The following is a 21495-nucleotide window of genomic DNA, read 5'->3' on the forward strand; positions in this document are numbered from 1 at the left end:
CTGCTCGCATCGCTGTATGCGGCGGCCCGGCAGGACACCATCGCGGCCGTCGACCTGGCGCCCGCCGGCGGGACCCTGGCGCTGCGGCTCGGGGTGCCGGACGCACCGGCCATCGACGACGCCGCCTCCGTCCTGCACTACTCCCCCGCCGGGAGCGCGGACGACCTGCGCCGGCAGCTGGCCGCCGCCGGGCCCAACCTCTGGGTGGCCGGGGAACGTGCGCTCGGCGGGCATGCCGGCAATGCCGCGCTTTCGGCGGCCGGCCAGAACATCTCCCGGTACTGCCCGGTGGCGGTTTACGACTGCGCCACCGGCCCGGGCGAGAACCCGGACACCAACTGGGCCATCGGCGTCGCGCAGTTGGCCGTGCTGGTGGCCCCCGCCTCGGTGGCCGGGGTCCAGGACGTGCGGCGCACGGCGGCCGCGTGGGCGGCCACCCCTGAGCTGGCCGGGACCGGCCTGCTGGCCGTATTGACCCGGACGGATGCCGACGCCCCGCTGGACCCGATGGCCGAAGCGAAGCTGCTGGCGCGGGACGGAATCTCCGTGCTGCCCCTGGGCTACGACCGGCACCTGGCCGGCGGAGTGGAACTCGACCCGGGGCTGATGTCCCGCGCCGTCCGGCTGCAGGCGGCCGAGCTGGCCTCCACCGCGCTGGCTTTGGCGATGGAGCACACCGGCCGATGAGCGTGAAGATCTTCCACCGGCCGGCCCGGACCACCGCCCCGGCGCGCGAGGCCGCCCCCTTCAGCCTGGAGGCCCCGCCGCCCATGGGCGAGAAGGCCGGCAGGATGAACGCCATGGCGCTGATCCCGCTGCTGGGCGCCGGATTGTCCATGACCGTGATGATGCTCTTCCGCGGCAACAGCCTGGCCGCCGTCGGCGCCATCGCGATGATCGTGACCGTCGTCGCGTCCATCGTCATGATGCTGGGCCAGCGCGGCCGGGCGGCCCGCGCCCGAGCCGAAGAACGCGACCGCTACCTGGAATACCTGGAGGAGTGCCGGGCCACGCTCCGCGCCGACGAGCAGCGCACCATCACCACGGCGCGCACCAGCAACCCGGAGCCCACTGCCCTCTTCGACATCGTCCGCAACACGCAGCGGCTTTGGGAGCGGCGGCGCGGCAACGAGGACTTCCTGCATGTGCGGATCGGTTCCGGCGAGCGGATCAGCCGGCAGATCACCATCAACGAGCAGGGCCCGGCCACGGCCCAGCGCGACACCTTCATGGACAACGAGGTCCGGATCCTGCAGCGGCGGTATGAGACGTCGCCGGATTTGCCGCTGACCCTGCCGCTGGACTCGGCCGGCAACGTCAGCATCATCGGCTCCCGCGGGTTCGTGCTCAACGCCGCCCGGAACCTGCTCGCCGAGGCCTGTGCCTTCCACTCGCCCGAGGACCTGCACGTGGGGATCGCGGCCGGCGAAGACCGGCTGGGCGACTGGGACTGGGCCCTGTGGCTGCCGCATCTGGCGGACCAGAAGCAGGCCCACGCCACCGGCCCGGTCCGCCGGATGGCCCGGTCCCTGGACGAACTCGGTGCCGTGCTGGCCGACGAGCTGAACCGCCGCGCGGTGGTGGCTGCCGAATCCTCCAAGAACGCCCGGGGCGCCAGTCAGCACCTCCCGCGGCTGCTGGTGCTCGCCGACTGCTACGGCGGGCTGCCCGAAGAACTCGTGCTGCCGGACCGGCACGCCGGACTGGCCCACCTGGGCATCACGGTGGTCCATCTGGTGGCCGACCGCGGCCAGGAGCCCGGCGAGGTCAGCGTGCGCGTCACCCAGGCCGGCGCGGCCGCGGATTCCGCGGCCTCCGGCGCCCCGCCGTCGGACTCGGGATTCACGATCCAGAACTACCGCGAGGATCCGGTCGAGCCGGTCGTGGAACAGGGAACCCTGGACCCCCTGGCCGTGCCGACCGCCGAGGCGCTGGCCCGGGAACTGGCACCGATGCGGCTCTCGGCGGACTCGCTGGAACACAACACCGCCGCCAGCTCGGACAGCTTCCTGGACATGCTCGGCCTGAGCCCGGCGCTGGACGAGGCGGACATCAGGCGGCTCTGGAAGCCGCGGAGCGAAGTGGACTTCCTGCGGATCCCGCTGGGCCCCGACGACCGCGGCCGGCCGGCCCTGCTGGATCTGAAGGAATCGGCGCAGTTCGGCATGGGCCCGCACGGGCTCTGCGTCGGCGCCACCGGCTCCGGCAAGTCGGAGATGCTGCGGTCGCTGGTGCTGGGTCTGCTGGCCACCCATCCGCCGGAACTGCTGTCCATGGTGCTGGTGGACTTCAAGGGCGGCGCCACGTTCGCTCCCTTCGCCGACGCGCCGCAGGTCTCCGGCGTGATCACCAACCTGGCCGATGACGCGAGCCTGATCGAACGAATCTACTCCAGCCTCAACGGCGAGGTGGTCCGGCGGCAGGAAGTGCTCAAGGCCGTCGGCAACATCGCCAACATCACCGACTACCAGCTGCACCGGCAGGAACGGCTCGCCCGCGGCGAGGCCATGGAGCCGCTGCCGCACCTGGTGGTGATCATCGACGAGTTCGGCGAACTGCTCACCGCCCGGCCGGACTTCATCGACCTGTTCCTCTCCATCGGCCGGATCGGCCGGTCCATCGGCGTGCACCTGCTGTTGAGCAGCCAGCGGATCGAGTCCGGCAAGCTGCGCGGGCTGGAGACCTACCTGTCCTACCGGATCGGGCTGCGCACGCTCTCCGAATCGGAATCCCGCACCGTGCTGGACACGCCGGATGCCTTCCACCTGCCGCCGGTCCCGGGATACGGCTACCTGAAGGTGGATACCACGGTCTACACCCGGTTCAAGGCCGGGTACGTCTCCGGGCCGCTGGAGGATGTCCAGGCCCAGGAGGCGGACGAAACCGCCGGCGACGACGGCCCCCGGGTGCTGCCGATGCCCACGTATGCGGCCAGCCTGGAGCGGGCGGACGACGCCGGCGCTGCTGCCGCCAGGCCGGCGCGTACCGGGGCGTCCAAGCGCACCACCGGTCCGACCGTCCTGTCCACGCTGATGGCCACCCTGGCCGGATTCCCGCGCGCCGTGGATCCCATCTGGCTGCCGCCGCTGCCGGCGGCGCTGGCTCTGGACACCGCCGCCGGTTCGGTGACCACCACCAGCCAGGGCATCCGGCTCGCCTCCGGCGGCGGGCTGAAGGTCCCGATCGGCCTGCTCGATGACCCGGCCAAACAGTGGCAGGGCGTGTGGGAACTGGACCTGAAGTCGGCGGGCGGCAACGTGGCCATCATCGGCGGGCCGCAGTCGGGCAAGAGCACCGCGCTGCGCACCATCGCGGCCTCGCTGGCCCTGACCCACAGCCCGCAGGAGGTAGGCATCTACTGCGTGGACCTGCTGGGGAACTCGCTGATCCCGCTGGAGGGCCTGCCGCATGTGGGCGGAGTGGCCGTGCGGACCAACCGCGAGGTAGTCCGCCGCACGGTGGAAGAAGTGCTGGCCATGCTCGGCGAGCGTGAGATCGTCTTCGAGAAGTACCAGGTGGATTCGCTGGCCACCCTGCGCAGGCTCTGCGCCCAAGGCAAGATTCCGGAGCTGCCGAGCGCCGACGTCGTGCTGGTCCTGGACGGCTACGGCCTGCTGACCGACGAATTCGAGGACATCGAACCGGCCGTGCACGCGCTGATCGCCCGCGGCGGCGGCTACGGCATCCACGTGGTCACCACCGCCAACCGGCAAAACGAGATCCGGCTGGCCCAGCAGTCCTTCTTCGGCACCAAGATCGAGCTGCGCCTGGCGGATCCGGCAGATTCCTCCTACGGCCGCAAACTGGCCGAGACCATGCCCGCCGACCGGCCGGGCCGCGCGCTGACCGACGCCAGGCTTTTCGGCCACTTCGCGCTCCCGCGCATCGACGGCGTCGCCGACGCGGACACGGCCACGCAGGGCACCCGTGACATGGTGGCCGCCGTCGCCGCCTCCACCGATGCCCGCGCCATGCAGGTGCGCATCCTGCCGCAGGTGGTGGAAGCCGCCCAGCTCGAGGTCCCGGCGCTCCAGGGCCTGCTGCCGCTCGGCCTGCGCGAGACCGACCTGGGCCCCGAAATGCTGGACGTCGTCCGCGGCGAGCACCACCTGATCGTGATGGGCGACGAACAGTCCGGCAAGACCAACCTGGTCCGTTCCCTGGTCGCCTCGCTGGTGGCGCAGTACCCGTCCCGGGACCTGGTCTTCGCCGTCTTCGATCCCCGCCGGGCGCTGGCCGACGTGGTCCCGGACGCCTACCTGGGCGGCTACGCGCCGAGCGCCGCCCAGGCCGAGCCGCTGGCCAACGCGATCGCCTCGGAGCTGTCCAAGCGGACCACCGGCGGCGACGCGATGCAGGACAGCATCGGCGAGGCGGACAGCATCCCGCGGATCGTCCTGCTGGCCGATGACTACGACATCCTCACGGCCGGCGGCGCCGGCCCGCTCCGCTCGCTGATCGAATACCTGCCGATGGGCCCGGAACTGCAGCTGAACGTGATCCTCACCCGCCGGGTGCGCGGGGCCGGCCGCGGCATGTACGAACAGTTTTTCGCCGCGCTGCGGGACTCCGGCAGCACCGGCCTGATCCTCTCCGGCGACCGCTCCGAAGGCGGCCTGCTCAACAACGTGCGCGCCCGCCGGCTGCCGCCCGGCCGCGGCCTGCTGGTCCGCTCCGGCGGGCCCGTGCAGACAGTACAGACCCTGTGGACCCCGCTGGAGGCGACCGTTAATGTCTAACACCGTCACCGTCGTCGCGCTCGATGAGCCGGGCCAGGACGTGGTCATGGTTTCGCTGCTGGCCGTGGTGCCGCAGGAGTACGTCCGCGAGGCCGCCGGAAACGCCCTGCTGGAGGTCGAGGACGGCAACGGCACCACCCTGCTGGCCGTCGAGCTGCCGCGCCTGGTCCGGGTTCCCGGCGAGGTGTCCCGGCTGCTCGCCGGCGCCACCGTGAACGCCATCGACGGCACCCCGATCCCGTCGATCTTCTCCGACCACCCGGACTTCGCCGAGCCGGAGCACCAGGACCTGTGGTGGCAGGAGATCACGGTCCGCAACGGCATCCCCGACGGCGACTCCCTCGGCTACCGGGTGGCGCAGAACATCGCCGTGCGGTGCCGCGGCGCCGTCGTCACCCACCAACTGCCCGGGTCCGGAGAATAGGGATGGGCATGCACGCGTCCGCCTTCGATTTCCACACCGAACGAACCGCCGTCGTCTTTCAGGACAAGCCGCTGGCGTTCCTCTCCCCCGCCCTCACCCGCGCCTACGTGGCCGCCCGCGCATCGGAGCGCCAGTTCGTGGTGATGACGCCCAGCACCGGCAAGCTGACGCTGCCGCTGTACCAGCTGCTCCAGCGCGAGGGCTGCATCTGGATGGCCAGCGCCGCGGACGGCACGTTCTACAACGGCTTCACCGGCCAGCAGTACCGCTGGGGCGGGGACGTCTTCGCCGCCGAGGAACAGTTGGCACCGGACTACCTCCAGGCACCGGCCGGATCCGACGGCGTGATCCAGGCCCGCGGCGAGATCCTGCATCCCGCCAGCGCATCCACCCGCATCGGCGACTTCACCGCCGCGCTGTTCGCCGAGTTGACCGGCGCCGCGCCGGTGGGCTGGGGCATCCACGAGCCGGTCAGCGAACCGTGGGACGTTGCCGGCCTCACCGACTACTGCTTCCGTCTCGCGCCGATGACCGGCAACATCGTCGTGGTCGGCCGTCCCCGCCCCGGCACGGAGGTGCCGTCCATCGGCGTGCTCACCGTGACGCGCTCGTCGACGGGTGTGCACGAGTCGGTGGAGCTGTTCTGCGAATCGGTGGACCCGCTCAGCGACGACGAGTTGGCCTCCTTCGGTTCGGCCATGCACCGCGCCCACGCCCGCACCGCGCTCGCGGGGCACACCATGCTGCTGGACCGGCTGGCCTTTCCCGCGCGCTTCACCGGCGTCAGCGTCCCCGCATGCTCGTTCTTCGGGCCGGAGGCGCTGGCGCAGTTCGGCCCGCAGCAGGCCCTGGCCGCCGCCGGCGAGCGCGCGCGGCTGGTGGGCGTCCCGCCGCTGCAGTCGCTCGCCGTCACCTATCACCGCGATCCCTCCGGGGGCCGCCAGCATCCGCTCGACGAATTCAGCGACCTGGTGGGAAAGCTGGCCGGCGGGAAGTTCTGACGGCCGCGGCCGCACGGGGGTACGGTGGGTGGAATAGAAATCACCGACCGGAGGTTGTCGCCAGCGTGTCCATGAACGACGGCGGTGCCACCTCGGAGCCCTCTTCCCCCGCCCGCGTGGCCGGGAGCCACGATGGCGGCGCCAGCGCTGCGTCCCGCGGGGGGCGGGACACCGAGACCCGGGCCGGCATGGCCTACGGCCTCTCGGCCTACGGCCTCTGGGGCATCCTCCCCCTGTACTTCACCGCGCTGATACCCGCCGGCCCGCTGGAGATCGTCGCCAACCGAATTGTCTGGTCGCTGCTGTTCTGCTTCCTGCTGATCACGGCGCTGCGCGGCTGGCGCACCTTCGGCGCCGCGCTGGGCAACAGGCGCACCTTCGGGACGTTGTCCCTGGCCGCGGGCCTCATCGCGGTCAACTGGTTGACCTACGTGTTCGCGGTGCTGAACGGACACGCCATCGAGGCCGCGCTGGGATACTTCATCAATCCGCTGGTCTCCGTGCTGCTGGGGGTCATCCTGCTGAAGGAACGGCTGCGCCCGGCGCAGTGGGCCGCCATGGGCGTTGCCTTCGCCGCCGTGCTGGTGCTTGCCTTCGGGTACGGCAATGTTCCGTGGATTGCCCTGATCCTGGCGCTCAGCTTCGGGTTCTACGGTCTGGTCAAGAAGAACATCGGCGGCCGCGTCGACGCCGTCACCAGCCTGAGCGTGGAAACGCTGGTGCTGACCCCGGTCTCCGTGGCCGTCATGCTCATCCTGATGGCCGCCGGCCAGGCAACCCTGCTCTCCGAAGGCGGCGGCCACTTCTGGCTGATGGCCGCCAGCGGCCTGATCACCGCGCTGCCCCTGCTGTTCTTCGGCGCCGCCGCCCGCCGGCTGCCGCTGAGCACTGTCGGCATGCTGCAGTACCTGGCCCCGCTCCTGCAGTTCATCATCGCCCTCGTCTTCCTGCACGAGCCCATGCCCTTGGAACGCTGGATCGGCTTCGGCCTGGTCTGGCTCTCCCTGGCCATCCTGACCACGGACATGGCCGTGGCCCTGAAGCGGGCGCCCAAGGCCGGCGGGGAGCCGGCGGCCGCCCAGGCACCCTAGCGGGGTGCGGCGGCTAGAGGCCGGACAGCCCGTCGTGCGTTGACCAGAAGTCGGACATGGGTCGTGGCCGGCCCATGGTGAGCGCTTCCAAGTAGAGAAGATGCGCGTGCCAACCGGGCAGGTAATTGACCGCTTCGCTCCCCAGCCCGTCGTGGGCCAGGTCCAGGGTGGTCGTACTGCCGACCGGGGTGAGGATGATCCGCACCTGCGACGGCGGCTCGTCCGGAAAGTCCCACGTCATGTGCAGCAGTTTTTCCGGTTCACATTCCAGAATCCGGCTGGTACAGCAATAGTTTTCCGCGTGCTGGATGGTCACCACATCCCCGCCGACGAACCGCCCGGACGTTAATGTCCCCAGCCAATGAGGCAAGGCTTCCGGGTCTGTCAGCCCCCACCAAAGGCGGGCCGCGGGCACCGGCATGGACCACCTGTGGGACACGTGTCCCTTCGCCGCGTGAACGGCACGACTTAGGAGAGGCATACCCGGAGGCTAACGCACCCTCGGGCACTTCGGGCTCTGCCGCTTCGGTCCGGCCCGCCGGGCAGGCCCAGCACTAGTATCGGATCGCGTCGATCACCTTGACCCGCACGGCCACCACCGCCGGGATCAGGCCGGCCAGTGCGCCGACGGCCGTCGCGGCGCCGATGCCCAGCAGCGCCGCTTCCACCGGGAACGGCGGCAGTTCGCTGATGCCCTGGGCGATCAGGTCCTGGATCCACGGGCTCTTCACCACGGCGACGGCGAGCATCACCCCCGCCACGCCGGCCACGAACGTCGCGACCACCGATTCGAGCATGACGCCGAAGAAGATCCGGCCGGAGGTCGCCCCGAAGCTGCGCCGGATGCCGATCTCCCGCACCCGGTACCTGACCGTCACCATCGAAATGTTGAGCAGTCCCACGGCGCCCAGCAGCAGCACCAGGCCGGCGATGCCGCCTACCGCCCACTGGATGCCCTCGAACGGGTCGCCCCAGGCGGCATAGTCGCTGCGGTACACATTCGCCTGGGCATCGGGGAACTGGGCCTGAAGGTCACCGGCGATCGCCGCGCTCAGGCCCGGCTCGAGCTCGGCCGGGAGCCACATTTCCAGCACGGGAGGAGGACCTGCCTCCCCGCCGAGGCCCCAACGCTCGTAGTGGTTGGTGAGCATCATGGCTTGGGCCATGGCTTCCTGGTGGAAGTCCGGCATCACTCCCACCACGGTGGCCGCGATCGGCCGCTGCTGGAAGATCTGCACCACGGGGTTCAGCGCCAGGTCCGGTGCACCCAGCTGCCGGTGGAATGCTTCGTTGATGATCACCGCCGGCGCAAGCGCCGCGGCGTCGGCTTCCGTGAACCAGCGGCCGGTGACCAGGTTGACCCGCCGCATCTCGCCGTAGCTGCGGTCCACCACCGTGGTCTCGGCCGTCATGACGCCGTGGGGGAACTGGAACGGAACCTGGGCGAAGGCCCGGCGGCTCGCGTATTCCACGCCGTAGCGTTCCACGAGCCCCTCGAAGGCGGCCTGCAGGACCGCCGGTTCCTCGGTTCCTGTCGGCAGGTGGACCTCAGCCGTCACGGTCGCTGCGCGGCCTCCGGATTGTTCCTGCCCCTGCACGATGCCTTCCCTGGCCATGTTGCCGAGCCCGACGACGGTGGTCAGGGCCGCGACGGACAGCGCCACGCCGATCAAGGCCAACAGGACCCGGGTCTTGTGGATGCGCAGCTCGGCCCATGCCTCGACCAGGAGGGCAACGGCGCCGGTCATGCTGCCTGCTCCGAAGCGTGCAGAATCCCGTCGCCCAGCCGATAGTGCCGCTGGGCCAGGACCGCCACGTTTGCATCGTGCGTGATGGTCACCAGGGCCGCACCCGACTCCCGAACCACCTCGTCCAGCAGGGCCATCACGTTTTGCCCGGTTTCGATGTCCAGGGCGCCGGTAGGCTCATCGGCAAGAATCAGCCTGGGCGAGCGCACCAGCGCCCGCGCGATGGCGATCCGCTGCTGCTCACCGCCGGAGAGCCTGTGCGGTTTCTCCCCCAGCCGGTCGCCCAGGCCGACCCGATCGAGCATTTCAGCGGCCAGCCGCTCGCGCCGCCAGAATTGCCGGCCGCGGGCATAGAGCAGCGGGACCATGACGTTTTCCAGTGCTGTACGGCCCGGCAGAAGGTTGAACTGCTGGAAGATGAATCCCACGCGGGCACCGCGGGCCATGGCGCGCTGCTTTTCCCCGAGGGACGAAACCGCCCGCCCCTCGAAAAACATCTCGCCGGTGCTCGGCACATCCAGCAGGCCCAGGATGTTCAGCAGGGTGGACTTCCCCGACCCGGACCGGCCGACTATCGACACGTGCTCGCCGGTACCGATGCTCAGCTCGATGCCCTGCAGGATGTGCAGCGGGCCGCGGTCCGGGATGTGCACGCTCCGCGTCACGCCCTGCAACTCCAGCAGCGGGGCCCCCGCCGCCGCAGCGCTCATCCGCCCACCATGCCGAAATCGCCTTCCATCCCGGGCATCATCTGGTCCCCCGGCGCGCCGGGAATGAACTGCAGGACCAGGTCGCCCTCGTCCAGCCCGTCGACGATCTCCACCTGCATCCCGTCGGTCAGTCCCAGGGCGACCGGGCGCTCAACCGGCGCCCCGCCGTCGTCCTCCACCACCCACACCAGGCCGGTGTCCACCGATCCGCGGACCGCCGTGGTGGGCACCACGATCACGTTCTCGGCGGTTCCGGCCGTGATATCGATCGTCGCGCCCAGCCCGGGGAAAACCCTGACATCGGCCGGTACGGCGCAGTTGACGGTGCCCGTCGCCGCGGGGGCCGCCGGCCCGAACGGATCCCCGGGCTGCTCCGGTACCGGTCCCGGGGCCCCGGCTGCCGGGCTCTCCCCGACCGTCACGGCCTTGCACTCGAAGGGAGCCGGACCGCCCATGACGGTCACGGTGGCGGAACTGGGGCGGTCGAGCAGCCGGAACTGCTGCTCGGCGGTCAGTGTCCCGGTCACCGAAAAGGTGCCCGGGGAAATGACGGCTGCTTCGGCACCGACCGAGACCTGCTGGTCCACCAGCACGGACAGGTCGGTCAGCTTGCCGGCGGCCGGGGCCACCACGTTCACGTAGGTATACGCCGGGGCAGCCGGTAAGGCCGGTTCGTCCTCCGGATCCGGTTCGAGCGAAACCTGCTGCACGGCGTCGGGTTCCACCGGCTTCTGCACCTGGAACAGCGCATCACCCTTGGCCACGTTCGCCCCGGCCTCTACGAAGAGGTGGTTCACCGTGCCTTCCGCCGTGCTGCGCACGGTCACGGCGGGGTCGCCGGCAACCGATCCCTCGAGCTGGACCACGTTGATCACCGTGCCCACGGCCGCGGGTACGCTGGGCGTGACCAGGCGGGCCGAAGGCTGCTGGTCGACCGCCTCCGCGCGCATGCCATCCACGAAAGCGAGCTTGAAGAGCGCGGCAGCTATGACGGCGAAAATCGCCAGCCAAACCACCGGCAGAACGTAGCGGCGCACAGCACTCATGCAGGATCCCCCCTCGTCGACGTGCGCCTGAGGCGCGTCACGGCGGGAAGCTGACACATGACGTGAGACAAACACCCGCTTGTGACGGAGGTTACCAGTGCCGGATGGCGGCGGGCGGCCAAGACACGGCCGCTACCGGCGGCCAGGGCGGAGACCGGAACCGCCCGGCGCCGCAACAGTCACGGCAGCGGCCTGCCGGCGGCCTGATCCGGAGCCCCCGCCGATCCCCCGCCTTCCCCGCACCCCTTAGTCCCGCACCCCGTCCACTTCCTGCGGAACCACCACCATGGGCACCGGCAGCGAACGCAGGACCTTGTACGCAGTGGCACCGAGGAACAGGCGGTTGTGCTGGGCGAGCCGGCTGGATCCCATGACCACCAGTTCCCCGTCGTCCCAGTCCAGCGAATCGATGGCCTCTTCGATGTTGCGCCCATGGGCCACGGTCACCGTGGCGTTGCCGGGAGGCAGTTCGGTGGCGGCCTGGGCCAGCACGGAGTTCGCGTGCAGGTGGGCACTGTGGATAGCCTCGCCGCTGTCCGGCGCTTCACGGGTGTCCAGGGAGACCAGGGAAACCAGGCGCAGCTGCAGGCCGCGGCGCGAGGCCGCGTTCAGGGCAACGTCCCGGGCGGCCTGCGCGCCCTGCCGCTCGCCGATGAACGCGGTCAGCCGGGTCAGCGGCTCTGTCCGCTGGTACCCGCGGGGCGCCAACGCCACCGGAATCGGCGAGGCGTGCAGGAGGGCGTTTGCCACGCTGCCCACCGTGAAGCGTTTAAACAGGCTGTTGCTGCTGGCGCCGATGACAATCAGCCTGGCGCCGGCTTCCTCGCCCGCCGCGATCAGCCCTTCGGCGAACGATTCGGCGGACCGTACCTTGAATTCGGCGTTGACGTCTGCCGGGACCAGTTTCAGGGCCTCGCGGCGGGCGGTGAGGACTTCCTGCTCGCTGGCGCTGACGCGGCTGCCTTCGGGGTTCAACGCCACGTAGGGGGCGCTGTCTGCCACCACATAGACGATATCCAGCCCCGTCCCCTGCGTCCGGGCGATTGCCACGGCCAATGCCACGGCATCGGCTCCCCGCTCGTCCGGCTGGTATCCCACCACATAACGCATGCAAACTACCCCTGTCCCTGTCCGTGGGGCAGCGGATGCGACGGTGCCGGCAACATCCGCACCCGGTGACGCGATGATGGTTCCGACTCTAACCCGAGACCGCCGGCGGCAACAGGCCGGGAGCAGGACGGGGCGGGCGGCCGGAGCGGCCTCCAGAACGGCCGCGGGCGGCCGCCGGAAACCCTCGCTGGCGAGGGATCCGGCAGCCGCCCGTTCGGACGCTGCCCGTACTAGGCCGCCGCCGCCTTGCGGATGGCTGCCTCCAGCACGTCCAGGGCGTCGGCCAGCAGCTCGTCGCCGATGACCAGCGGCGGGAGCAGGCGCACCACGTTGCCGTAGGTGCCGCAGGTGAGGATGATGACGCCTTCCTGCAGGCAGGCGGCCGCGATTTCCTTGGTGGCCTCGGCGTTCGGCTCCTTGGTGGTCGCGCCGGTGCCCGGCTTGACGAACTCCATGGCCAGCATGGCGCCGCGGCCGCGCAGGTCGCCGATGATGTCGACTTCCTCGGCCAGCTTCCGCAGCCGGCCCATGACCTGCTCTTCGATGTGGCGGGCCCGGGCGTTAAGGTCCTGGGTCTGCATGGTGTCGATGGCAGCCAGCGCGGCGGCGCAAGCCACCGGGTTGCCGCCGTAGGTACCGCCCAGTCCGCCCGGGTGCACGGCGTCCATCAGCTCGGCGCGGCCGGTAATGGCGGACAGCGGCATGCCGCCGGCGATGCCCTTGGCCATCGTGATGATGTCGGGCACCACGCCGTCGTGCTCCGAAGCGAACCAGGCACCGGTGCGCGCGAACCCGGACTGGACCTCGTCCGCGATGAACACCACGCCGTTGTCCTTGGCCCACTGGGCCAGCGCGGGGAGGAAGCCTTCGGCCGGGACAATGAAGCCGCCCTCGCCCTGGATCGGCTCGATCAGGATTGCGGCCACGTTCTCGGCGCCGATCTGCTTCTCGATCATCGTGATGGCGCGGCGTGCCGCGTCCTCGCCCTTGATGTCGGCTTCCTCGCGGTACGGGTAGCTCATCGGCACCCGGTAGATCTCCGGCGCGAAGGGGCCGAAGCTGCCGGCCGGGCTGGACTTGTACGGGGTCGCCTTGGCGGTCAGGCCCATCGTCAGGTTGGTGCGGCCGTGGTAGGCGTGGTCAAAGGCGACGACGGCGGTGCGGCCGGTGGCAATGCGGGCCACCTTCACGGCGTTCTCCACGGCTTCCGCCCCGGAGTTGAACAGCACGGAACGCTTCTCGTGGTCGCCCGGGGTCAGCTCGGCCAGTTTTTCGGCGACGGCGATGTAGCCCTCGTAGGGGCTGACCATGAAGCACGTGTGGGTGAACTTGGCGACCTGCTCCTGCACCGCGGCGACGACGGCGGGGTCGGAGGCGCCGACACTGGTCACGGCGATGCCGGAGCCCAGGTCGATGAACGAGTTGCCGTCCACGTCGGTGATGATGCCGCCGTCGGCGTCGGCCACGTAGACCGGAACGCCGGAGGCGACGCCGCCGGCAACCACGGCGCTGCGGCGGGCGGCCAGTTCCGCGGACTTCGGGCCGGGGAAACCGGCCGAGACGTCGCGCTTCTGCTCCAGCCGGAACTGGGGCTGGGTCGTCTGAGTGGTCATGATGTGCCTTTCACGTTGAGGGTGGGAATGCAGCGGACAGCCCGGAGGATCCGCACACTCGCATCGCAGCGGCAGCTTCGCGGGGGACCGGCGGACAGGCCGGGCCACGGGACGCCGAGCTCTACAGCGAGATTACGGTTCCCGGCCCGCAGCTGCCTATGGCGGCCCGCACAGCGAATGTGCAATGTTGCCGTGCAGATGGCCAGAGGCAGCGACGGCGGCGCCCGCCGGCACGGAGGCCGCAGGACGCCGCCGCGGCGGGCCGTCGGGTTAGAGTTCCGGTGCGCGGTCCGCCGGCAGGGCACCCTCGTCTTCGGGGTGGCGGCTGAGGTTGACCAGGGCCAGTGCCAGGCCTCCCCAGACCGTCAGGATGGAAATGATCAGCATGACAATTGCTGCGGTACTCACGGCTGTGTCTCCTTCAGGGTGTGGGCATCCAGCTCCGGGTCGTTGGCCGCCGACTTCTTGCTCCAGGGAATCAGCGACAGGATGAAGCCGGCCACGATCAGGGACCCCGCCATGCCCCAGCCGAAGACGTTCACGAACCAGTCGGGCATGGGCGGGTCGCCGTAGCCTTCCTGGATCCTCTTGATCAGTTCGCTGATCAGGATGTAGCCCAGCACGATCGGCGAGACGATGCCGACCATGATCCGCCACCCCAGGCCCAGCTTGATGGACGAGACCTCGCTGACGTGTCCGCCCAGCAGCGGCAGCTTGCGGAATCCGTAGGTCACCAGCAGCACGGTCGCCAGGGCGCAGGCCATGATGCCGAAGCTGTTGACGAAGGCGTCGGTGACATCCAGCAGGTTCAGGCCGGTGGTGGTCGGGAACAGCAGGATGGAAATCAACGCCAGCGGAATGCCGACGCACCACGTGGTCTTGACCCGGCTCATGCCGAGCTTGTCTTGGACCGCGGAGATGATGACTTCGATGATGCTGATCAGCGAGGTGAATCCGGCGAACACCAGCGAGCCGAAGAAGAGCACGCCGAGCAGTCCGCCCAGCGGGGCCTCCGAAATGATGGTCGGGAACGCGACGAACGCCAGCCCGATCCCGCCGGCGGCAACGTCGCCGACCTCGGCGCCGGCGCTGAAGGCCATGAAGCCGACCGCCGCGAAGACGCCGATGCCGGCCAGGATCTCAAAACCGGAGTTCGCGAAGCCCACCACGAACCCGGATCCGGTCAGGTCCGTCCGGTGCTTGAGGTAGGACGCGTAGGTGACCATGATGCCGAAGGCAACGGACAGCGAGAAGAAGATCTGGCCGTAGGCCGCGGCCCACACCGTCGTGTTGGTGAGCGCACCCCAGTCGGGAGTGAAGAGCGCGTTCAGCCCGTCGGCCGCACCGGGCAGGAACAGGGACTGGACCACCAGGAGCAGGAACATGACCAGCAGCAGCGGCAGGAACACGATGTTCGCCCGTCCGATGCCCTTTTGGACGCCCGCGGCCAGCACCAGCAGCACCACCGCCCAGACAACCACCAGCGGGATAAGGACCGTGGGCACGAAGTCGAAACCGATGTTCACGTCCTTGCTCACCTGGAGGAACGATTCCATGAAGAATCCGGCGGGGTCGTCCCCCCACTCCTCGGTGACGGAGTAGATCATGTACATCGCCGCCCAGGCGATGATGACGGCGTAGTAGACGCAGATGACGAAGCAGATGGCCACCTGCCACCACCCCAGCCCTTCGGCGCCGCGCGCCAGCCGGCGGTAGGCCAGCGGGGCGGAGCCACGGTGGCGGTGTCCGACGGCGTAGTCCAAAAACAGCAGCGGGATGCCCGCGGACAACAGCGCCACCAGGTAGGGAATGATGAAGGCGCCGCCGCCGTTTTCGTAGGCAACGTACGGGAAGCGCCAGATGTTGCCCAGGCCGACGGCGGAGCCGATCGCCGCGAGGATGAAGACCTTGCGGGTGGACCACATCTCGCGCTTGGGCTTGGCGCCCAACGCTGCCTGCGGGGTACGGGTACTCATGAAGGGACCTCACGGTGTAGGGCTGGCAGTGGTGTGACGCGTGTGACGCCGCGGACCATCCTAGCGCCGTGGGGCGGCTGCCCCGAAAACCGGCCGCCCCGGGCGCCACGCGAGAGCACGCACGCCTCGATGCCGCCCCGGCCGCCCGCCGGGCGCTCCCCGCCAGCTAATTGGGGGAATAGTGCACCTGCACAACGGCGGCCCGTATAGTGAAGGCATGGCTGTCACTCTCGCCAAACTCTTGGCCTCCCCCGCGCTGCACCTGAAGCTGGTCGGTACCGCGCAGGGCGACCCGGACGCGCCGATCACCTGGGTGGCTTCGACCGAGCTCGAGGACCCGTTGCCCTTCCTGACCGGCGGCGAAGTGGTGCTGACCACCGGCCTTCGGCAGAAGACCGCGGCCGCGCAGCGCCGGTTCGTGGAGCGGGTGCACGAGGCCGGCGCGGTCGGCATGGGCTTCGCGCTCGGGCTGACGCACCGCCGGGTCCCGGCGGGCGTGCTCGCCGCCGCGAACCAGCTGGAGCTTCCGGTCTTCGAAGTTCCCTACGAGACACCCTTCGTGGCGATCAGCAAGATGGTCGCCGACGCCATTTCCGCCGACCATTACAACCGCCTGGAGCACCTCCTCAAGGACCACCAGGCGCTGGCCGCCTCGCTGTTGGGCGGCGGCGGCCTCCCCGCGCTCCTGCGCACCCTCTCGGCGATGGTGGGCACCGACGTCGTGCTCTCCCAGTACGGGACCCGGCTGTACGGAACCGGCGGCGGCGAGGAAAACGGCTGGCATGAGCTTCCCATCGCCACCGGCCTGAAGGACCGCTGCACGCTGGCCCTGGGCAAGCCGTACGAGCGCAACGCCATCGTGGACTACGCGCAGAGCCTGATCAGCCTGGAACTGAGCAACCAGGCGCACCGCCGCGCGGCCGACCGCAGTTCCGTGGGCCAGGTGCTGCTGGACGTGGTGCGCGGGGTGCTGCAGGGCGGTGACGCCTCCCTGCGGCTGAGCAACGTGGGGATCGACGCCGGACGGCGCCAGTTGGTGGTCATGGTGCAGGTGGCCGCCGCCCAGCGCCGCGCGCTGCCCACGCTGCCGCTGCCCGCCGCGTTCGACGGCGTGGTCACCGGCCTGGTCGACGAGCGGCTGGTGCTGGTGGTGCAGGGCGCCGAATCGGGCGAGGCGCTGGGCCGGGAGCTCAGTGCGTACCTGCAGAACGCGGGCTTCGCCGCCACGGTCGGGGTGGGCGGCAGCTATGCGCAGGCGAACGGGCTGCGCTGGAGCTACTTCGAGGCCAAGGAAGCGGTGGGCCGGGGCGAGCGGCTGAACGTGCCGCAGCGGCTGTCCCTGACCTCCCTGCTGCTGGCGTCGGAAGACGTGCCGCTGGCCGATCTTGCGGCCGAGGCACTCGACCCGCTGGCCGAGTTCGATGCGGCCCACGACGCGGCGCTGCTGCCCACGCTGCAGGCCTATCTGGAGCTCAACGGCTCGGTGGCGGCCGTGGCCGAGGAGCTGGGCCTGCACCGGAACTCCGTGCGCTACCGGCTGTCCCAGATCGTGGAGCTGACCGGTTACGATCCCGCCCTCACCGCGGACCGGGTGCACCTGTGGCTTGCCCTGACGGTGCGGCGGCTGGGTTCGGTGTCCCGGACGAAGGGCTAGCCGGCCGGTCCCTTGCCAATACCCGGTGCAGACACAAGGCTGGGGGCATGGGACACGAGACGCACGAAAGCCGGACGGTTACCTGGCTGGGAAGCGACGATCCGCAGCGCGCCGACACGGCGACCCTGAACCTGGAACCGGAGCGTCTGAGCGCCCACGGCGCCTCCCGCACCGCGGCCTACGCCGCCAGCTGGTCCCTCACGACCACCGGCAACTGGTTCACCGAAAGCCTCACGGTGTCCGTCCACGGGCGGGGCTGGAGCCGGCATCTGGTGCTGGACCGCGCGCCCGACGGCACGTGGGGCGCCGCGACCAGGGTGTCCGGGGACAGCGACCTGCCGGAACCGGGGATCGCCGATCCGGACTCCCTGGTCGGGGCGGTGGACTGCGACCTGGGTTTGTGCCCGGCCACCAACACGATGCCGATCCTGCGGCTGGGCCTGGTGCACGACGCCGAGGCCGCCGCGGAACTGACGGTCGCGTGGGTGGAGATGCCGAGCCTGCGCGTGCTCGGCCAACAGCAGATCTACAGCGGCTCCCGCGCCTACGACGACCGCACGGGCACCGCCGCGGTCACCTACACCTCCGGGGACTTCAGCGCCGAGATCGTGGTGGATTCGGACGGCATCGTCATCGACTACCCCGGCCTGGCCACCCGCCGCCGCGACTGACGACGGGCCGTCCGAGGGCACCGGCGGGCCGTGTGTGCCGCCGTCGCCGTCCAGCGCAGCCGGTGCCGCCGCATAGGATGGGACCAAGCCCTCCAATCAACCGTTCCAGGGAGAAACCATGCCCGAAATGTTCGTGGACAAATTCCGTGCCCTCGTGCCCAAGTACCTGGACCGGAAGTGGACCGAGGACGACGGCCTCTCCTACGACGAACTCGAAGGGCTGCTGGGCGCCCACAAGTTCCAGGTCCCGCAGGCGCTGGTGGAGTTCTACCACGCGCTCGGGGGCTGCGAAGACCTGATGGAGGCGCACGACTTCTTCTTCGACCCGGACGAACTGGAGATCGAAGGCGGCTACCTGCTGTTCCTGGACGAGATGGACGAAGAAGCGAACTGGGGTTTCAAGACCGAACACCTGGATGTGCCGGACCCCATCGTCTGGATCCGCACGAACGGCCCGAAGCCGCAGTGGCAGAGCGAGGAGGCGACCTTCAGCGAGTTCGTCTTCGAGATGTTTGAGTGGGTCTTCGGCGACGACGACGAAGAGGAAGACTGAGCCACCGGCCGGTTCAGCGGCTCTCGGCCGCCAGGGCGACGCCGAAACCGACCAGCACGATGCCCGTGATCCGGTCGATGGAACGCGTCACGGCCGGAGTGCGCAGCCACTTCCGGGCCGCATGCGTGCCCCAGATGATGGCCGAGAAGAACACCAACCCCTCCAGGTTGTGCACCAGGGCCAGCAGAATGCCCATCAGCGCCGGGGAGACGCCCGGCGGGATGAACTGCGGGATCATCGCCACATAGAAGACGCCGACCTTCGGGTTTAACAGGTTCGTCCCGACGCCGGTGAGCCACGCCCTGACGTACGACGCCGGAGCGGCCGGGGCGCCGGGGTCTGCGAGGCGCGTGGCAGGTTTTCGGAACGACCTCCACAGCATCCGGGTGCCCAGCCAGGCCATGTAAGCGGCGCCGGCCACCTTCAGCACCGTGAACGCCGTTTCCGAGGCGGCCAACAGGGCCGACGCCCCGACCGCGGCCGCGATGCCCCAGGCCAAGGCTCCGGTGTTGATGCCCAACGCCGTCGCGTACGCCCTGCCCCGGCCTTGGCTGACGACTGAGCGCAGCACCAAAGCGGTATCCATCCCGGGAACCAGCGTCAGCAGGCCGGCCACCAGGGCGAAGGACAACAGTGCTTGTTCTACGGTCACCCGTTAGTCCCCGAAGGACGGCGCCGGCAGGGTTGGCATGGTCACGGTGGGCCCGTCGGTCAGACCTCGCGGTCCACGACGGCCTCGGCGAAGGCCGTCAGCGCGGCCTTGACCGTGCTCTCGGGCAGCGGGGCAAGGGAGGCCTTGGCGGCGTCGGCCCATTCGCCCGCGATGGCCCAGGCCTGGGCGGTGACCGGATGCCCGCGCAGCGCGGTGACGGCGTCGGCCAGGGCCTGGTCCGACGTCAGGTCCGCGTCCACCAGGTCCAGCACGGCGGCGGCGGACACGTCGCCGTCGGCGGCGGCCTGGCGCAGCAGCAGGACCGGCAGGGTGGGGACGCCCTCACGCAGGTCGGTGCCCGGGGTCTTGCCGGACTTGGCCTTGAGGCCGGTCACGTCAATCACGTCGTCGGCCAGCTGGAACGCCACGCCCACCTTCTCGCCGTATTCCAGCATCACGTTCACGGCCTGCTCGCCGGCTCCGGAGAACATGGCGCCGAGCTGGCCGGACGTGGCGATCAGCGAGGCGGTCTTGTCCGCGATCACGGAGAGGTAGTGTTCCACCGGATCCTCGTCCTCGCGCGGGCCGACGGTCTCGTGCAGCTGTCCCAGACAGAGCCGCTCGAAGGTGCGCGCCTGGATGCCGACTGCTTCGGGCCCCAGCTGGGACACCAACAGCGAGGCGCGGGCGAAGATCAGGTCGCCGGCGAGGATGGCCACCTGGTTGCCCCACACCTCGTGCGCGGTCGGGGCACCCCGGCGGTAGGGCGCGGAATCCATCACGTCGTCGTGGTAGAGCGTGGCCAGGTGCGTCAGTTCAACGACGACGGCGGCCTGCACCACGTCGGGAACGGAGCCGTTGCCCAGCTGCGCGGCCAGGATGGTCAGCAGCGGACGGATCCGCTTCCCGCCGGCTTCCACGAGATGGCGGCTGGTGGCGTCGGCGAACGGATCGGAGTGCGCGATGGCCGCGCGCAACTGCTTCTCCACGCGCGCCAAGGCGGTGGAAACCGCGGGACCGAGCTCGGCGTCCTGGGCCACCGGGGCGAAGCCGTCCGGCAGGTTCAGGCTGGTGGCAAGGGCGGCAGTCGCGGTATCCAGCTCCGGCGACTGCGGCGGGTTCTGGCCGGCGGGAGTCCAACTCGGTTTGGCGTCAGTCACTGTTCAACACTAACTAATCGTGGGGGCGGTATGGCCGGCCGGTTTGTGGCCGCCGGCCTGGTTCGATGCCGGCGGCGTCAGTTGCTCCAGCAGATGAATAACTCTATCCTCAAATCCCTTGCCGCCCGAGTCGGTCAAATTGGCCAGCATCCGCACCACGAAGCGCATCAACGGCGGGACCGGCATTCCGGTCCGCAGGGCCAGTTTCATGATGGCCGGTTTGCCGATCAGCTGGGCGAAAATCCGGCCCAGCGTGAAGTGGCTGCCCCAGTGCCCGCGGATGATGTCCGGGTAGCGGGCCATCGCGGCGTCAAAGCCGGCCATGCTGAGCAGCTGCCCGCCGGTCCCGGACAAGCGGCCGTGCGCGTCGGCGATCAGCTCGGCCGCGTAGCGGGCGGACTCCATGGCGTAGGAGATGCCCTCTCCGTTAAACGGGCTGACCATGCCGCCGGCGTCGCCGAGCAGCAGCAGGCCGGGGCTGTAGTGCGGCGTCCGGTTGAACCCCATCGGCAGGGCCGCACCGCGGACCTGTCCCACCTGGTTTTCCTCGGTAAAGCCCCACTCCGCAGGCATGCCGGCGGTCCACTCGCGGAGCACCTGCCGGTAGTCCAGCTTGCCGAAGGACTTGGACGAGTTGAGGATGCCCAGGCCCACGTTGGATGTGCCGTCGCCGACGCCGAAGACCCAGCCGTAGCCGGGCAGCGGGTTGCCGGCCGCGTCGGGGAGTTCCAGCCATCCCTCCATCCAGTCGTCGTCGTGCCGGGGCGAGGTGAAGTAGGTACGCACGGCCACGCCCAGCGGCCGGTCGTCGCGCTTCTCGATGCCCAGGCTCAGGGCCGTGCGGGTGGAGTTGCCGTCGGCGGCCAGCACCACGTCGGCGACGAAGTCCTTGGTCTCCCCGGTCTTGCGTCCGCGCCCGTCCAGCACGTTGGCGCGGACCCCGGTGACCCGTCCGGCCTCGTCCCGGAGGGCGGTGGAAACGGAGTGGCGTTCCAGCACGACGGCGCCGGCGGCCGCCGCGTGACGGGCCAACTGCTCGTCGAAGCCCATCCGGGTGCGGATCAGGCCGTAGTCCGGGAAGTCGCTCAGTTCCGGCCAGGGCAGCTCAAGCTGCCGGCCGCCGGCGATCAGCCGCAGCCCCCGGTTCCGGCGCCAGCCGGCGGATTCCTCGTGCGGCAGCCCCAGCAGCTGGACCTCGCGCACGGCGCGGGGCGTCAGGCCGTCGCCGCAGACCTTTTCGCGCGGGAAGGCCGTCTTTTCCAGCACGGTCACGTCCACGCCGGCGCGGGCGAGGTAGTACGCGGCCGTGGATCCGGCCGGCCCCGCCCCAACAATGAGAACTGACAT

19 protein-coding genes are annotated in these 21495 nt (G+C 70.0%); 8 read left to right on the forward strand and 11 right to left on the reverse strand.

The window, feature by feature from the left end; genetic code table 11:
- The 5 genes from AC5RUH_RS12960 to rarD all read left to right on the forward strand — a co-directional run.
- Positions 1 to 687 (forward strand): hypothetical protein (locus tag AC5RUH_RS12960; RefSeq protein ID WP_494128777.1); only part of this gene is annotated, 687 nt, incomplete at its 5' end.
- Positions 684 to 4739: a type VII secretion protein EccCa gene (gene eccCa, locus AC5RUH_RS12965; RefSeq protein WP_494128778.1), complete on the forward strand. Its 4056-nt coding sequence runs from the start codon at positions 684 to 686 to the stop codon at positions 4737 to 4739. The genes AC5RUH_RS12960 and eccCa, both read left to right, overlap by 4 nt.
- Entirely contained in the window at positions 4732 to 5163 is a 432-nt protein-coding gene (locus AC5RUH_RS12970; RefSeq protein ID WP_494128779.1) for a hypothetical protein, read from the forward strand. Before eccCa ends, AC5RUH_RS12970 begins: the two co-directional genes overlap by 8 nt.
- 2 nt (positions 5164 to 5165) lie before the next feature.
- Complete coding sequence (locus tag AC5RUH_RS12975; RefSeq protein ID WP_494128780.1) at positions 5166 to 6164, forward strand: DUF6177 family protein; 999 nt, start codon at positions 5166 to 5168, stop codon at positions 6162 to 6164.
- Between the two features lie 71 nt (positions 6165 to 6235).
- A complete protein-coding gene (gene rarD, locus AC5RUH_RS12980) occupies positions 6236 to 7255 on the forward strand; it encodes an EamA family transporter RarD (protein WP_494128794.1) in 1020 nt (339 codons plus the stop codon).
- Between the two features lie 13 nt (positions 7256 to 7268).
- On the opposite strand, the gene AC5RUH_RS12985 is transcribed toward rarD, so the two are convergent.
- The 8 genes from AC5RUH_RS12985 to AC5RUH_RS13020 all read right to left on the reverse strand — a co-directional run bounded on the left by AC5RUH_RS12985 (position 7269) and on the right by AC5RUH_RS13020 (position 15458).
- Positions 7269 to 7736, reverse strand: coding sequence for an SRPBCC domain-containing protein (locus AC5RUH_RS12985; protein ID WP_494128781.1), 468 nt, complete (start codon positions 7734 to 7736; stop codon positions 7269 to 7271).
- A gap of 73 nt (positions 7737 to 7809) precedes the next feature.
- Positions 7810 to 9003 (reverse strand): ABC transporter permease, encoded by a 1194-nt coding sequence (locus AC5RUH_RS12990; RefSeq protein ID WP_494128782.1) that lies wholly within the window; start codon positions 9001 to 9003, stop codon positions 7810 to 7812.
- A complete protein-coding gene (locus AC5RUH_RS12995; RefSeq protein WP_494128783.1) occupies positions 9000 to 9713 on the reverse strand; it encodes an ABC transporter ATP-binding protein in 714 nt (237 codons plus the stop codon). Before AC5RUH_RS12995 ends, AC5RUH_RS12990 begins: the two co-directional genes overlap by 4 nt.
- Positions 9710 to 10759 (reverse strand): efflux RND transporter periplasmic adaptor subunit, encoded by a 1050-nt coding sequence (locus AC5RUH_RS13000; protein WP_494128784.1) that lies wholly within the window; start codon positions 10757 to 10759, stop codon positions 9710 to 9712. Before AC5RUH_RS13000 ends, AC5RUH_RS12995 begins: the two co-directional genes overlap by 4 nt.
- A gap of 246 nt (positions 10760 to 11005) precedes the next feature.
- Positions 11006 to 11869 (reverse strand): universal stress protein, encoded by an 864-nt coding sequence (locus tag AC5RUH_RS13005; RefSeq protein WP_494012795.1) that lies wholly within the window; start codon positions 11867 to 11869, stop codon positions 11006 to 11008.
- A 230-nt stretch (positions 11870 to 12099) separates the two neighbouring features.
- On the reverse strand, positions 12100 to 13482 hold the full coding sequence (gene gabT, locus AC5RUH_RS13010) for a 4-aminobutyrate--2-oxoglutarate transaminase (RefSeq protein WP_494128785.1): 1383 nt from the start codon (positions 13480 to 13482) through the stop codon (positions 12100 to 12102).
- Positions 13483 to 13752: 270 nt separating this feature from the next.
- The gene (locus AC5RUH_RS13015) at positions 13753 to 13890 is read right to left on the reverse strand and encodes a methionine/alanine import family NSS transporter small subunit (protein ID WP_494000583.1); all 138 of its coding nucleotides are present in this window, start codon (positions 13888 to 13890) and stop codon (positions 13753 to 13755) included.
- A complete protein-coding gene (locus AC5RUH_RS13020) occupies positions 13887 to 15458 on the reverse strand; it encodes a sodium-dependent transporter (RefSeq protein WP_494128786.1) in 1572 nt (523 codons plus the stop codon). Before AC5RUH_RS13020 ends, AC5RUH_RS13015 begins: the two co-directional genes overlap by 4 nt.
- 217 nt (positions 15459 to 15675) lie before the next feature.
- Between AC5RUH_RS13020 and AC5RUH_RS13025 the strand changes: the two genes are divergently transcribed.
- The 3 genes from AC5RUH_RS13025 (at position 15676) to AC5RUH_RS13035 (ending at position 18336) form a co-directional block, all read left to right on the forward strand.
- A complete protein-coding gene (locus AC5RUH_RS13025; RefSeq protein WP_494000585.1) occupies positions 15676 to 17112 on the forward strand; it encodes a PucR family transcriptional regulator in 1437 nt (478 codons plus the stop codon).
- A 47-nt stretch (positions 17113 to 17159) separates the two neighbouring features.
- Entirely contained in the window at positions 17160 to 17783 is a 624-nt protein-coding gene (locus AC5RUH_RS13030; protein ID WP_494128787.1) for a putative glycolipid-binding domain-containing protein, read from the forward strand.
- 118 nt (positions 17784 to 17901) lie between these two features.
- Entirely contained in the window at positions 17902 to 18336 is a 435-nt protein-coding gene (locus AC5RUH_RS13035; RefSeq protein ID WP_494000587.1) for a hypothetical protein, read from the forward strand.
- Between the two features lie 13 nt (positions 18337 to 18349).
- Here the strand turns inward: AC5RUH_RS13035 and AC5RUH_RS13040 are convergent, their stop codons facing one another.
- The 3 genes from AC5RUH_RS13040 to AC5RUH_RS13050 are packed head-to-tail and all read right to left on the reverse strand — an operon-like array spanning position 18350 to position 21495.
- Complete coding sequence (locus AC5RUH_RS13040) at positions 18350 to 18988, reverse strand: LysE family translocator (protein ID WP_494128788.1); 639 nt, start codon at positions 18986 to 18988, stop codon at positions 18350 to 18352.
- Between the two features lie 59 nt (positions 18989 to 19047).
- Complete coding sequence (locus tag AC5RUH_RS13045) at positions 19048 to 20148, reverse strand: polyprenyl synthetase family protein (protein WP_494110163.1); 1101 nt, start codon at positions 20146 to 20148, stop codon at positions 19048 to 19050.
- 9 nt (positions 20149 to 20157) lie between these two features.
- Positions 20158 to 21495, reverse strand: a complete 1338-nt coding sequence (locus AC5RUH_RS13050) for a geranylgeranyl reductase family protein (RefSeq protein ID WP_494128789.1) — start codon at positions 21493 to 21495, stop codon at positions 20158 to 20160.

The sequence above is a fragment of the Arthrobacter sp. Y3223166 genome (assembly GCF_059090935.1).

Coding starts and splice junctions, on each gene's coding strand:
- eccCa (WP_494128778.1), top strand. CDS start 684: ATGAGCGTGAAGATCTTCCACCGGCCGGCCCGGACCACCGCCCCGGCG.
- AC5RUH_RS12970 (WP_494128779.1), top strand. CDS start 4,732: ATGTCTAACACCGTCACCGTCGTCGCGCTCGATGAGCCGGGCCAGGAC.
- AC5RUH_RS12975 (WP_494128780.1), top strand. CDS start 5,166: ATGGGCATGCACGCGTCCGCCTTCGATTTCCACACCGAACGAACCGCC.
- rarD (WP_494128794.1), top strand. CDS start 6,236: ATGAACGACGGCGGTGCCACCTCGGAGCCCTCTTCCCCCGCCCGCGTG.
- AC5RUH_RS12985 (WP_494128781.1), bottom strand. CDS start 7,736: ATGCCTCTCCTAAGTCGTGCCGTTCACGCGGCGAAGGGACACGTGTCC.
- AC5RUH_RS12990 (WP_494128782.1), bottom strand. CDS start 9,003: ATGACCGGCGCCGTTGCCCTCCTGGTCGAGGCATGGGCCGAGCTGCGC.
- AC5RUH_RS12995 (WP_494128783.1), bottom strand. CDS start 9,713: ATGAGCGCTGCGGCGGCGGGGGCCCCGCTGCTGGAGTTGCAGGGCGTG.
- AC5RUH_RS13000 (WP_494128784.1), bottom strand. CDS start 10,759: ATGAGTGCTGTGCGCCGCTACGTTCTGCCGGTGGTTTGGCTGGCGATT.
- AC5RUH_RS13005 (WP_494012795.1), bottom strand. CDS start 11,869: ATGCGTTATGTGGTGGGATACCAGCCGGACGAGCGGGGAGCCGATGCC.
- gabT (WP_494128785.1), bottom strand. CDS start 13,482: ATGACCACTCAGACGACCCAGCCCCAGTTCCGGCTGGAGCAGAAGCGC.
- AC5RUH_RS13020 (WP_494128786.1), bottom strand. CDS start 15,458: ATGAGTACCCGTACCCCGCAGGCAGCGTTGGGCGCCAAGCCCAAGCGC.
- AC5RUH_RS13025 (WP_494000585.1), top strand. CDS start 15,676: ATGGCTGTCACTCTCGCCAAACTCTTGGCCTCCCCCGCGCTGCACCTG.
- AC5RUH_RS13030 (WP_494128787.1), top strand. CDS start 17,160: ATGGGACACGAGACGCACGAAAGCCGGACGGTTACCTGGCTGGGAAGC.
- AC5RUH_RS13035 (WP_494000587.1), top strand. CDS start 17,902: ATGCCCGAAATGTTCGTGGACAAATTCCGTGCCCTCGTGCCCAAGTAC.
- AC5RUH_RS13050 (WP_494128789.1), bottom strand. CDS start 21,495: ATGTCAGTTCTCATTGTTGGGGCGGGGCCGGCCGGATCCACGGCCGCG.